The following is a 12,574-nucleotide window of genomic DNA, read 5'->3' on the forward strand; positions in this document are numbered from 1 at the left end:
GACACTCTCACCGCCCTCTTACTCGATCCTGATCTACGACGCGGTCGAAACGGACGACGAGATCGAGCAACGGCCTGAGACGGAACGACTGGATTTGCCCCGGTTCGGCCCCGTCACCGAACCCGGACGGTTCGCGTCCCCTCGACCGGAACCAGCGGCTCCTCGGGGAAGGCAACGCTCACCGTGAACTCGAGTTCATCTGCGTCGGCACCGAAGACGCCGACCGGGACGGTCTCGGTGTCGCGGAGGTAAGTGCTCGTACTGGTCATCTCGACGCCATTGACCGTGACGCGGACGCCCGCCCGCGCCGGCTCGCCGACGTTGCGAACCGTCACCTCGCAGACCTCGTTCTCGCCCGCCTCGATCGACTCGGGGAACGCGCCCCAACTGAACTCGACCGAGGGGAGCGACTGTGCGCCCTCGTAGATCCGCTCGGCGACACCGTCACCGAGTCCGGCACCGACGATGCCGTCGATATCGGCGTCGAGTACGTCGCCGGGGGTCGAAACACCTTCTTTCGCGAGTTTACTTGCCCGACCCGCCGCGACGCCGTCGATAGCCGTCAACCCGACCGCGTCCTCGGCGACGCCGTTCTCGATGCGGGCTTCGGTTCGGCGCGCGAGATTCGCCGCGTGCGGCCCGACGAACCGGTCGAGAAACGCCCCCAGTGCGGAGACGAGTCGCGTCGCGTTCCGCTGGATGACCCAGGCGTCGCTTCGCAACTCCGCCGGCGTCGTCCCGCTCGCGGAACTGCGCAAGATCGCGAGCACCTTCCGCTGCCCGGCTTCGAGGTCGCCGGCGTCGGTCCCGACGAGGACGGCGTCGATCGCGTCGCGTTCGTCCTGGCGGGCCGACACCGAGTCGAACTCGTCGGCGGTCGCCACGGCCGTCAAAATATCGTCCATCTCGAGCGTTCCCGGGCCGTCGGCCGCGCGGTCACAGAGTTCGGCGAAGGCGGCGGCGGTCGGGAGCCGAAGGTAGTACTTCGAGGCGAGCACGCCGCGGGGGGTCGCTTCGATCGAGAGGTCCGCGCCGGTTTCGACGAAGCCGCGGTCGACGAGTTCTTCGAGGCAGTCCCGGACGCGCTGTCTGAGGTTCGGAAAGTCGTAGTCCTCGGGGCGGGACTGACCGCGGACGTAGTAGAAGGTCGTTTCGAGCCAGTCCATCACGTCCTCTAAGTCGGTGATGGTTCCCATCGCGATCTCGGCGTTCAGGTGCGTCTGCAGGCTCTCGGCGAGGCGCGATTCGATCTCCTTGCCGTTTCGCAGGAGGCGGCGGTACTTGTCGGCCTCCGCGCCGTCGCAGACGACCCAGCCGTAGCCCACGTCGTCGTAGCCCGGCCGGCCCGCGCGCCCGAGCATCTGGAGCACGTCGAGCGGGCTCATGTCGACCTCGCCCTCCAGGGGGTCGTGGAGTTTCGTGTCCCGAATCACGACGCAGCGGGCGGGCAGATTCACCCCCCAGGCCAGCGTCGAGGTCGAAAAGAGCAGTTCGACGATGCCCTCCTTGAACCACTCCTCGACGAGGTCGCGGTCGTTCTTCGAGAGGCCCGCGTGGTGGAAGGCGACGCCGTCGAGCACCGAATTCCGGAGCGTGTCGTTGTCGAGTTCCTTCGACTCCGTATGAAAATCGTAATCGCCGCGCGCCCCCATCGGCACGTCGCGTTCGGCGATCTCGTCGCGGGCCTTCTCCGCCGCCCGAACGGTATCCTGTCGGGAGGAGACGAACACGAGCGCCTGGCCGTCCTCGCGGAGGTGCGGCTCCGCCAAATCGAGCGCCCGGTACAGCCGGCGGTACTTGTCCGCAAAGGAATTCTCGCCGTGCGTGTAGGTCTTGACTCCCGCGTTGAGTTCGACCGGACGGTACTCCTCGCCGAACTCGAAGGTTGTCTCATCGGGCGCGTCGAGCCAGGCCGCCACGTCGGAGACGTTCGGCATGGTCGCCGAGAGCGCGACGACGCGCGGGTCACAGAGCCGACGCAGGCGGGAGATCGTGACTTCGAGGACGGATCCCCGTCGATCGGCGTCCAACAGGTGGACCTCGTCGATGACGCAGACGTCGATGTCCGTGACGAAGTCGTACCGTCTGGAGTCGTGCTTGCGGGTCGCCGAGTCGAGTTTCTCGGGCGTCATCACGAGAATGTCCGCGTGACGGGCGCGCCGCGAGTTCAGTTCGCGTTCACCCGTGACGACGTAGACCGAGTAGCCGAGTTCCTCGAAGCGGTCCCAGTCGTCTTCCTTCTCGTTGGTCAGCGCCCGTAGCGGCGCGATAAAGAGCGCGGTCCCGCCGTCGGCAAGCGCCTTGCAGATCGCGAGTTCGGCCAGCGCGGTTTTGCCCGAGGCGGTCGGCGCGCTGGCGACGACGTTGGCCTCGGATTCGAGCAGCGCGGGCAGGGCCTCGCGTTGCATGCGGTTGAACTCGCTAAAGGCGAAGGCGTCGGCGAACTCGGGAAGAACCTCGGCGACCTCCATCAGACAAAAACGGGAAGCGGGTGGTGAAAGGCGTTTCCTTCGGTGCGTGCCAGCGGGCTGATGACTCGGGCAACCAATTCGAGACGGCGGCCGGTTACTGCGACCGGACCAAGGCCGCCACGACCGCCCCGGTGGTGGAGAACACGACCGGGTAGAGCACGCCGCCGAGGACGACCGCGGGCAGGAGTTCTGGAGCCATCGATTCCGCGGCGTCGATGCCGAAGAACGAGGCCTCCGTGCTCGACTCGGCGACGATCGCGCCCAGCCCCATCACGACGGCGTAGCCGATCGTGACCGGTGCGCCGACCAGAACCGCTTCGCCGAGATTTCGCGCGTCGAACTGCGACGCCAGTATCGCCCCGACGGCGACGAGGACGAGCGGCGGGATCGCGTACGCGGCTACCGAACTCGTGGTCTCGGACTGGGCGATCAAGTCGACAGTGTCGGTGCGACTGAAGCCGCCGACCTCTCCGTAGGCCTCGATTTCGACGAAGTGGGCGTTGTAGTAGTACCAGGCGACGCCCATCCAGTCGGCGACGCTGTCGCCGAATGCTTCGCGAACCTCGTCGACGACCAGCAGGTAGGTGACGAGGTAGCCGACTGCGGCAGCGAGGACGCCGACACCTGTACTCGCCGCAACGCGTGTGGCGCGCGATACCGATCGTCCCGTTGCCGACAGTGACTGGTGTGCCATCGGCTGGGGCGACCATCGTCCACGTAATATGCTTTGTGTATCGTGGTGTATCGCGGTGTATCGCTGGACCAGGTGGTCGTTACGTTCAGGGTGGCACAATCGCCGGTGTGAGCCTCGGTAGTCCGGATCGCGATTCACACGGCTACACAGCCGGCTCGTTGCGCGCGGTTTCCTCGAGTTCGTCGCTGAGCAGGCTGGAAGCGTGTTCGGGTTGGGGAACGCGTTCGAAGGTGAGTTCTGGGTCGCCGGAGCCGGCCGTGTAGACGGTCAGATCGCCGTAGCCGAGGATGCGACCGAGCATCGTCTGGCGAAGACTGGTGTTCTGGACGCGTTCGAGGCGAAACTGGGTGACGTTCCGGGAGATGACGCCGTGTTTCTTGTACAGTTCGCCGGAGGTGATCACGTAGCGGGTGTTCGTCCAGGCGAGGTAGCGCACGAGCGAAATCGCTGCGCCAACGAGGGCGACTGCAACGCCGAGCAGCGTCAGCGTGTCGATACCACCGGTCGCGCTCCAGGTGGCGAGCAAGACGCCGACGAGTGCGACCCCGATTCCGATCGGCATCCTGGTCCCCATCGAAATCGGATGCGGACGACTCTCCCAGATGATGTCCTCGTCGTCGCTAATGTGAAACCACTTGGGAGTCGAACCCAACCCCATTGCTCGCCGTTATTCGGTTCGTGGCCGTAAAGGTGGCGTGAGAATGCCTAAATAGTAGCGGCTCGCTGCTTCGGTTCGCGTTGCAGGACCGCGAACCGGGCGGTATCTATCCGTCGGCGCGTTCGGTCGGCGACTCACCGTTCCAAACGCCGGCGCTGAACTCGACCGCGTCGTTCCAGCGGCCGACGACCGTCGTGACGGCGAGATTACCCGAAATGTTGGTCATCTGTCCCCACATATTTTAACGGCGTTTCACGAGTTCAGGCGGTCGCGAGCGTCGACGGTCACGAGTTCAACACCTGCGTTTCCAGAGTGGGGCGCGTGTCCGACAGCGAGTGCGGGAGGGCCGTCAGATCGTGAGAACCACCACGGTTTTTCACCTCGCGCGCCGACGGTCCGGTATGCGCAGCGCACGAAAGCCCGACTGGCTCAAGATGCGGCCCCCGTCGGGGCGGGAGTTCACCGATATTCGGGAGACGCTCCGCGAGCGGGACCTGCACACGGTCTGCGAGGAAGCGAACTGCCCGAATCTCGGGGAGTGTTGGTCCGGCGGGGCCGGAACGGGCGAGGGTGAGGGCGGCACGGCCACGTTCATGCTCATGGGCGATCGCTGCTCGCGAGCGTGTAATTTTTGTGACGTGACCACCGGCGGCATGGAGCCACTCGACCCCGACGAACCCGCGAACGTCGCCGACGCCATCGCCGAAATCGGCCTCGACTACGTCGTCCTCACGTCCGTCGACCGGGACGACCTCCCCGATCAGGGCGCGGGTCACTTCGCCGACACCATCCGCGAGATCACGGACCGCCACCCCGGCATCCTCGTCGAGGTGTTGATCCCCGACTTTCGGGGCGAGCCCGAACTCGTGCGGAAGATCATCGACGCCGATCCGGACGTGATCGCGCACAACGTCGAAACCGTCGATCGCCTCCAGTTCCCCGTGCGCGACCGCCGCGCCGGCTACGAACAGTCCCTCTCCGTGCTGGAGCAGGTCGACCGCGAGTCCGATATTTACACGAAAACGTCGATCATGCTCGGCCACGGCGAGTACGACCACGAGGTCTACCAGACCCTCGCGGACTGTCGCGAGCGCGGCGTCGACATCGTCACCCTCGGGCAGTACCTCCAGCCCTCGCGGAACCACCTGGACGTCGAGCGCTACGACCATCCGCACAAGTACGAGACGTGGCGGCAGGTCGCAGAAGAAGAACTTGGATATCTCTACTGCGCCAGCGGTCCGATGGTCCGCTCGTCGTACAAAGCGGGCGAGTTATTCGTCGACGCCGTCCTCCGAGCGGGCAAGAGCGTCGAGGAGGCCCGAAGAAACGCTCGGCGCGTCGATTCACCCGTCTCGGCGACCGAGTAAGCGCTCGGAACCGATCGCGTTTCGATCGCGTTCAGTGCCCTGCTCCGTTCGCTCCGTCCGTCTCGCACCGATACCGTTTTTCGCCGGCCGCTCTCGACTCGCTGCGCCGAGTCACCGTCGATTGTACCGCCGTTTCCGGGTAGTTTGCTGCCCAACTGTCCACTGTTCTGGCGAAAGCCGTCGCTCTTTCCGGGGCTATTCTAAAAATAATAATCAAGGTAAACGATCGCGGCATTCTCGACGCGATTCTCCCCGGTCCTTCGATCACGATGGCAAGAATTCCACTGACAGTAAACTATTTACGAAAATCCTTTAACAGGAGCGATAATTCACTAGAGCATGCGCAGGTGGGTATCTCCGTGAGCACGATACAACGCGACCCCCGAGAACGAGTACAGATCCTCGACGACACCGGCCGCGTCCTGAACGACGCCGAGGTCCCCGACCTCTCCGAGGCTGAACTCGTCGAGATGTACGAACAGATGCGGCTGGTTCGACACTTCGACGAACGCGCGGTGAGCCTGCAGCGACAGGGACGGATGGGAACGTATCCGCCGCTGTCGGGACAGGAAGCCGCACAAGTCGGCAGCGCCCACGCGCTGGATACGGACGATTGGGTCTTCCCCAGCTACCGCGAACACGGCGTCGGGCTGGTTCGCGGTCTCTCGCTGGAGCACACCCTACTGTACTGGATGGGCCACGAGAAGGGGAATCACATCCCCGAGGACACGAATATCTTCACCGTCGCCGTCCCGATTGCGACCCAGATCCCGCACGCGACGGGGGCCGCCTGGGCCTCGCAACTGCAGGACGAGGAGAAGGCCTTTCTCTGTTACTTCGGCGACGGCGCGACCTCCGAAGGCGACTTCCACGAAGGGCTCAACTTCGCCGGCGTCTTCGACACGCCGAACGTCTTCTTCTGTAACAACAACCAGTGGGCCATCTCCGTGCCGCGCGAGCGCCAGACCGCGAGCGCCACGTTAGCCCAAAAGGCGACCGCCTACGGTTTCGAAGGCGTGCAGGTCGACGGGATGGACCCGCTCGCGGTGTACAAGGTCACGCGAGACGCCGTCGAGAAAGCGAAGAACCCGGACGACGACGAACTCCGGCCGACCCTGATCGAGGCCGTCCAGTATCGCTTCGGCGCGCACACGACCGCCGACGACCCCTCGGTCTACCGCGACGACGACGAAGTCGAACGCTGGAAGCAAAAGGACCCGATCCCGCGTCTCGAGACGTTCCTGCGGAACAACGGGATGCTCGACGACGAACGCGTCGATGCGATCGAATCCCGAATCGAGAGCGATGTCGCAGATGCCATCGACGCCGCGGAATCCGTCGAACGGCCCGACCCGGCCGAAATCTTCGCGCACGTCTACGAGGGCATGCCAAAGCGACTGCAGGAGCAACTCGAGTGGTTCGAATCGATTCGCGAGGAACACGGCGACGACGCGCTACTGGAGGGATAACATGGCTGCAGAATCACAACCACAATCGGAATCCGAATCCGACAACCTCACGCTGGTACAGGCGGTCCGCGACGGACTCCAAAGCGAGATGACGCGCGACGAGGACGTCGTCGTCATGGGCGAGGACGTCGGCCAAAACGGCGGCGTCTTCCGCGCCACGGAGGGATTATACGACGAGTTCGGCGGCGACCGCGTCATCGATACCCCGCTCGCGGAGTCGGGAATCATCGGCACGGCGGTCGGCATGGCCGCCTACGGGATGCGCCCGGTACCCGAAATTCAGTTCCTCGGCTTCATCTACCCGGGATTCGATCAGATCGTCTCGCACGCGGCGCGGCTGCGAACGCGCTCGCGCGGTCGGTTTACGTGCCCGATGGTGCTTCGCGCACCCTACGGGGGCGGCATCCGCGCGCCAGAACACCACTCCGAGTCCTCGGAGTCGATGTTCGTCCACCAGCCCGGGCTCAAGGTCGTCGTCCCATCGACGCCGTACGACACGAAGGGGCTGCTGACGAGCGCGATCCGCTCGCCGGATCCGGTGGTCTTCCTCGAGCCGAAGCTCATCTACCGGGCCTTCCGCGAGGAGGTCCCCGCGGAATCGTACGAGGTACCCCTCGGCGAGGCTGCGGTCCGCCGCGAGGGGTCCGACATCTCCGTCTTCACGTGGGGCGCGATGACGCGTCCGACGATCGAAGCCGCGGAGAACCTCGAAGGCGAGATCGACGTCGAGGTCGTCGACCTGCGTACGCTCTCGCCGCTCGACGAGGACGCGATCGTCGAATCCTTCAAGAAAACCGGTCGGGCAGCGGTCGTCCACGAAGCGCCACAGACCGGCGGTCTCGGCGCGGAGATCACCGCGACGATTCAGGAGGAGGCGCTGGTCTACCAGGAGGCACCGGTCGAGCGCATCACCGGCTTCGACACCCCGTTCCCGCTGTACGCGCTCGAAGACTACTACCTGCCCGAGGCGGCCCGTATCGAGTCGGGCATCCGGGACGCGGTGGGGTTCTAACATGGTCCGCGAGTTCGAACTCCCCGACGTCGGCGAGGGCGTCGCCGAAGGTGAACTCGTCTCGTGGCTCGTCGAATCGGGGGAGACGGTCAGCGAGGATCAGCCGGTCGCGGAGGTCGAGACGGACAAGGCGCTCGTCGAGGTCCCTGCCCCGGTCAACGGGACCGTCCGCGAGTTGCACTTCGAAGAGGGCGACGTGATTCCGGTCGGCGACGTGTTCGTCACGTTCGACGTGGACGGCGAGGACGGAGCGACCGATGCCCCAGCGGAGGAAGCGGCTGAAACGCCCGACAGTGCGGCGGAAACCGACAGCGACAGCGACAGCGACACCGAACCCGCGGGCGATCCCGGTGCGACCGGGGCCGGTGACGATACAGAGCCGGCAGAGACACCCGACGATCGGATCTTCGCGCCGCCGCGCGTGCGGCGCATGGCCCGCGACGAGGGAATCGATCTCTCGCAGCTCCGAGGCAGCGGCCCGGGCGGCCGGATCACCGCTGCCGACGTGCAGGCCGCTGCGGGTACTGCACCGAGTGGGACGGCACAAGCGGCTGCGGGTGCCGACGAGGGCGCTGCTGCGGAGACGACGGCCGACGCGACCGAGGGAGCACCGGCAGCAGACTCGAGTTCTGGAACGGAGACGGCAGCCGGTTCAAGTGGCCAGACCGCCACCGCGACACAAACGCAGCCCCCGACGCAGGTCGACGCTGCGGACCGCGACCGCACGCTCGCCGCTCCCGCGACCCGTCGGATCGCCCGGGAAGAAGGCGTCGACCTCGACGCCGTCCCCGCCACCGAGGAGCGAGACGGCGAGGCGTTCGTCACGCCCGACGCGGTTCAGGAATACGCCGACGCCCAGCGCCAGGCTCAGGAAGCCGACGCAGCGGCGCTCGAAGCCGGCGAGGCGGTCGGCGAGACGGCGGGCGAGTTCGCCGAGGGCCAGCGCGAACGCCGCGAACCGTTCCGCGGCGTCCGCAAGACCATCGCCGACGCGATGGTCGAGTCGAAGTTCTCGGCACCCCACGTCACCCACCACGACGAGGTCGACGTCACCGAACTCGTCGAGGCCCGCGAACGGCTCAAAACCCGCGCCGAGGACCAGGGTATCCGGCTGACCTACATGCCGTTCATCATGAAAGCCGTCGTCGCGGCGCTCAAGCAACACCCCCAGATGAACGCGGTCATCGACGAGGCAAACGAGGAGATCGTCCACCGCAACTACTACAACATCGGCGTTGCGACGGCGACCGACGTCGGGCTGATGGTACCAGTCGTCGACGACGCCGATGGGAAGGGACTGCTCCAACTGTCCTCCGAGATGAACGAACTCATATCGCGCGCTCGCGACCGCTCGATCAGCCCGGACGAACTCCGGGGCTCGACGTTCACGATCACGAACATCGGCGGCATCGGCGGCGAGTACGCGACCCCGATTCTGAACTACCCCGAATCGGGCATCCTCGCCATCGGCGAGATCAAGCGCAAGCCCCGCGTCGTCACCGACGAGCACGGCGACGAGTCGATCGAGCCGCGGTCCGTGCTAACCCTCTCGGTGTCGTTCGACCACCGACTGATCGACGGTGCCGACGGCGCACGGTTTACGAACACGGTGATGGAATACCTCGAGAATCCGGACTTGCTCCTGCTCGAGTGACCACACCCCTAAACGTTAGACACTACCCACCCTACCTATGCACATGCGCACGCACACGGTACGATCGACTCCCGAGAACTCGAGTGCAACTCCGAACGGAGGTACCAACTGATGGTCGTCGGAGACGTTACCACCGGGACCGACGTCCTCGTCATCGGTGCCGGGCCCGCCGGCTACGTCGCCGCCATTCGAGCCGGCCAGCTCGATCTCGACGTCACGCTCGTCGAGAAAGACGCCTACGGCGGCACCTGCCTGAACTACGGCTGTATCCCGTCGAAAGCTCTGATCACGGCCACCGACATCGCCCACGACGCCCGAAACGCCGAGCAGATGGGCATCCACGCCGATCCCGCGATCGATCTCTCGGGGATGGTCAGCTGGAAAGACGACGTCGTCGACCAGCTCACCGGCGGCGTCGAAAAGCTCTGCAAGGCAAACGGCGTCAACCTGATGGAAGGCACCGCCACCTTCACCGACGAAACCACCGTCCGCATCTCCCACGACGGCGACGGCCAGGGCTCCGAAACCCTCGAGTTCGAACACGCGATCGTCGCGACCGGTTCGAGCCCCATCGAGATCCCCAACTTCTCCTACGGCGACGAGCCAGTCCTGAACTCGCGCCAAGCCCTCTCGCTCGACTCCGTCCCCGACTCACTGGTCGTCGTCGGCGCCGGCTACATCGGCATGGAACTCGCGAGCGTCTTCGCCAAACTCGGCACCGACGTGACGGTCATCGAAATGCTCGACGAGATGCTCCCCGGCTACGCCGACGACCTCAAACGCCCCGTCAAACAACGTGCGGACGACCTCGGCATCGAGTTCGAGTTCGGCTACACGGCTGCGGAGTGGTCCGAACGCGAGGACGGGTCCGGCATTCGCGTCGTCGCGGATCCCGTCGACGGAGCCGACGTTGCGGCGGACGGTGGCGCTGCAGCCGGCGAAGCCGAGGCCGAGGACGAAAACGAGGAGCCAGCATCGCTCGAACTCGACGCCGAGAAAGTCCTCGTCGCCGTCGGCCGTCGCCCCGTCTCGGATACCCTCGACCTCGACGCGGCCGGCGTCGACATCGACGACAACGGCTTCATCGAAACCGATTCGCGCGCACGCACGTCCGTCGACCACATCTACGCCGTCGGCGACGTTGCCGGCGAACCGATGCTCGCCCACAAGGGCAGCATGGAGGGTCAGGTTGCCGCCGAGGTTATCGCCGGCGAGCCGTCGGCGATCGACTACCAGGCGATGCCCGCCGTCGTCTTCACCGACCCCGAAATCGCCACCGTCGGCATGACCGAGACGGACGCGGCGGACGCCGGCTTCGACACCGTCGTCGGCACGTTCCCCTTCCGAGCCAGCGGCCGCGCGCTCACGACCGGTGAGAGCGACGGCTTCGTCAAAATCGTCGCCGAGGAAGACGAGGGCTACGTCCTCGGTGCCAGCATCGTCGGCCCCGAAGCGTCCGAACTCGTCGCCGAACTCGGACTCGCAATCGAACTCGGGGCTACCCTTGAGGATGTCGCCTCGACGGTCCATACCCATCCGACGCTCTCGGAGTCAGTGATGGAAGCCGCCGAGAACGCGCTCGGACACGCAATTCACACACTAAACCGATAAGCACTCTTCTCGAAATCAGTTTCTGGCCGCTCTTCGGGCCACTCCACTCACCGGGCCTGCACTCGGTCTCACTCTCGATATCCTTCACTGTACGTACAGCGAATACGCAATCACGAGAAAACCTGCGAGTACGAGCAGACTCTCGAGCAAGACCCCCGTCATAAGATGGACGCTGAGGACTTCATACAGCATCCCTGCCAGTACGAATCCGAGCGTTACGAGGCCGAATCCGAACGCCAGATACCCGAGTGCTCGCTGTCTCGTCCGCCGATACGCCTTGAACGCGAAGTACGTGATGATGCCACCCACGATGAGGACGAGCGTTTTGACGACTGCGAGTGCAAGCGCGATCTCTGCTCCGCCAGTGTTGTATGGACTCATGTCTCCTTTCGCACCTCCGACCAGAGTTCTGCAAGCCGTTCGTCTGCCGTCTGAGCTGGACGGTCGATCTGCACCGATAGCGACCGGTCCTCGTCTAACCCTAGTGTGATCTCATCGAACGCGACGGCATACTTGCTTGCGTGGTGGCCGTCACGGCGAATCTCCGTCGTCTCCTCGAGCAACGTCGACTCCGTCAATAACTCGAGTTTTCGGTAGAGCGTCGATTGGGGTATCTCACACCGGGCAGTGAGTTCAGAAGCCGTCATCGGTTCCTCGAGATTCCGGATAATCTCACGGCAGTCAGGGTCGTCGAGTGCAGCGCAAATCTCCGCTGCAGACGGCATCGACTCCGAACCGATCGGGTCCCGGACCATTCATTCCCTTCTTGTAACGCGTGCCGTTTATTCGCATCGATGTGTTTCCCCCGCTGATCGCCTCATTCCCGATTTCAGCGGTTTTCTCAACCGTTGTCGCCGATCGTCCCGAGCGGCGCTCGACAAACAGTGAATCGTTCCCAACTGCCAGACTAACTCCGTTTCCACTACCGATCGAGTTCGTACGAATCTGTAACCGTCCCTCATTTCAGCCACCCTTTCACTCCCGCCAGAACACGCCGGAACCGCGTCACACCGATCACAACCACCAACTGCAAACCTTCTTACACCCCCGCCTCCGAACACACCCCACGCGGGTATCATCCGGTCCGACCGATCTACGAGGACGGGATGACCGACCGACCTCCGCCCGCGTAACACGTTCATATCCGACTCCCCCGACCTGAACTCGAGACGAGACGTTTCTCTACCGAGACAACCATTGCTCTCAAAATAGCCAGCTGCGGCTTCAATTCGCTTCTACAGTTCTACAGTTGCGCTTCGGCGACTGGTAATAAAACCCTCGGTGTCGGTCTAATACCTTCTACACTCCTTTTAGCCCGCCCAAACTAGGAACATCCATCCGGCAATCGACCACCGTGACTCTCTACCTTGGGAGGGGGATCAACACGGACCAGACCGCCCGCGAGACGACGGCCTTATATATGTACCCTCGCCTCGTCATTAATGCGAACGACGTGGCCCACGCCGCCACGTCCCCTCCGGCCGTTTCCCGGCACGGAGGTCGGCATCATATCCACCTGCCCGTCAGCCACCTCGGCTGTCACCTGGGTCTCGTCTCGGGGTGCCTCGCACCGCGAGACGATGCCCTTAAGTGTACCAGGGCACTCGGATATGACGCAACAAACGCGTGATGGCGACT

The 12,574-nt window shown here is 64.5% G+C and carries 11 protein-coding genes; 5 read left to right on the plus strand and 6 right to left on the minus strand.

The genetic code is table 11. The annotated features are described in order from the left end of the window. Window positions 1-113: 113 nt before the first annotated feature. The 4 genes from C480_RS09740 to C480_RS09755 form a co-directional block, all read right to left on the minus strand. Window positions 114-2,471, minus strand: coding sequence for a DEAD/DEAH box helicase (locus tag C480_RS09740; protein WP_006665445.1), 2,358 nt, complete (start codon window positions 2,469-2,471; stop codon window positions 114-116). 94 nt (window positions 2,472-2,565) lie between these two features. Continuing rightward, the gene (locus C480_RS09745) at window positions 2,566-3,165 is read right to left on the minus strand and encodes a hypothetical protein (RefSeq protein ID WP_006665446.1); all 600 of its coding nucleotides are present in this window, start codon (window positions 3,163-3,165) and stop codon (window positions 2,566-2,568) included. 142 nt (window positions 3,166-3,307) lie between these two features. Beyond that, a complete protein-coding gene (locus C480_RS09750; RefSeq protein WP_006665447.1) occupies window positions 3,308-3,823 on the minus strand; it encodes a PH domain-containing protein in 516 nt (171 codons plus the stop codon). Window positions 3,824-3,929: 106 nt separating this feature from the next. Beyond that, a complete protein-coding gene (locus C480_RS09755; RefSeq protein ID WP_241433810.1) occupies window positions 3,930-4,049 on the minus strand; it encodes a sodium:dicarboxylate symporter in 120 nt (39 codons plus the stop codon). A gap of 130 nt (window positions 4,050-4,179) precedes the next feature. On the opposite strand from C480_RS09755, the gene lipA reads away from it, so the two are divergent. The 5 genes from lipA (at window position 4,180) to lpdA (ending at window position 10,936) form a co-directional block, all read left to right on the plus strand. After that, window positions 4,180-5,190, plus strand: coding sequence for a lipoyl synthase (lipA, locus tag C480_RS09760; protein WP_275040132.1), 1,011 nt, complete (start codon window positions 4,180-4,182; stop codon window positions 5,188-5,190). Between the two features lie 359 nt (window positions 5,191-5,549). After that, on the plus strand, window positions 5,550-6,659 hold the full coding sequence (pdhA, locus tag C480_RS09765; protein WP_006665449.1) for a pyruvate dehydrogenase (acetyl-transferring) E1 component subunit alpha: 1,110 nt from the start codon (window positions 5,550-5,552) through the stop codon (window positions 6,657-6,659). Window position 6,660: 1 nt separating this feature from the next. Further along, window positions 6,661-7,671: an alpha-ketoacid dehydrogenase subunit beta gene (locus C480_RS09770; protein WP_006665450.1), complete on the plus strand. Its 1,011-nt coding sequence runs from the start codon at window positions 6,661-6,663 to the stop codon at window positions 7,669-7,671. A gap of 1 nt (window position 7,672) precedes the next feature. Next, the gene (locus C480_RS09775) at window positions 7,673-9,325 is read left to right on the plus strand and encodes a 2-oxo acid dehydrogenase subunit E2 (protein WP_006665451.1); all 1,653 of its coding nucleotides are present in this window, start codon (window positions 7,673-7,675) and stop codon (window positions 9,323-9,325) included. Window positions 9,326-9,436: 111 nt separating this feature from the next. Beyond that, window positions 9,437-10,936 carry a dihydrolipoyl dehydrogenase gene (gene lpdA / locus C480_RS09780; protein ID WP_006665452.1) on the plus strand — a complete coding sequence of 500 codons (1,500 nt, stop codon included), beginning with the start codon at window positions 9,437-9,439 and terminating at the stop codon, window positions 10,934-10,936. A gap of 84 nt (window positions 10,937-11,020) precedes the next feature. On the opposite strand, the gene C480_RS09785 is transcribed toward lpdA, so the two are convergent. Continuing rightward, window positions 11,021-11,317, minus strand: coding sequence for a DUF7521 family protein (locus C480_RS09785; RefSeq protein WP_006665453.1), 297 nt, complete (start codon window positions 11,315-11,317; stop codon window positions 11,021-11,023). Continuing rightward, a complete protein-coding gene (locus C480_RS09790) occupies window positions 11,314-11,691 on the minus strand; it encodes a winged helix-turn-helix domain-containing protein (protein WP_006665454.1) in 378 nt (125 codons plus the stop codon). Before C480_RS09790 ends, C480_RS09785 begins: the two co-directional genes overlap by 4 nt. Window positions 11,692-12,574: the final 883 nt, after the last annotated feature.

This window comes from Natrialba aegyptia DSM 13077, assembly GCF_000337535.1.
GTDB lineage: Archaea > Halobacteriota > Halobacteria > Halobacteriales > Natrialbaceae > Natrialba > Natrialba aegyptia.

Coding starts and splice junctions, on each gene's coding strand:
- C480_RS09740 (WP_006665445.1), bottom strand. CDS start 2,471: ATGGAGGTCGCCGAGGTTCTTCCCGAGTTCGCCGACGCCTTCGCCTTT.
- C480_RS09745 (WP_006665446.1), bottom strand. CDS start 3,165: ATGGCACACCAGTCACTGTCGGCAACGGGACGATCGGTATCGCGCGCC.
- C480_RS09750 (WP_006665447.1), bottom strand. CDS start 3,823: ATGGGGTTGGGTTCGACTCCCAAGTGGTTTCACATTAGCGACGACGAG.
- C480_RS09755 (WP_241433810.1), bottom strand. CDS start 4,049: ATGACCAACATTTCGGGTAATCTCGCCGTCACGACGGTCGTCGGCCGC.
- C480_RS09770 (WP_006665450.1), top strand. CDS start 6,661: ATGGCTGCAGAATCACAACCACAATCGGAATCCGAATCCGACAACCTC.
- C480_RS09775 (WP_006665451.1), top strand. CDS start 7,673: ATGGTCCGCGAGTTCGAACTCCCCGACGTCGGCGAGGGCGTCGCCGAA.
- lpdA (WP_006665452.1), top strand. CDS start 9,437: ATGGTCGTCGGAGACGTTACCACCGGGACCGACGTCCTCGTCATCGGT.
- C480_RS09785 (WP_006665453.1), bottom strand. CDS start 11,317: ATGAGTCCATACAACACTGGCGGAGCAGAGATCGCGCTTGCACTCGCA.
- C480_RS09790 (WP_006665454.1), bottom strand. CDS start 11,691: ATGGTCCGGGACCCGATCGGTTCGGAGTCGATGCCGTCTGCAGCGGAG.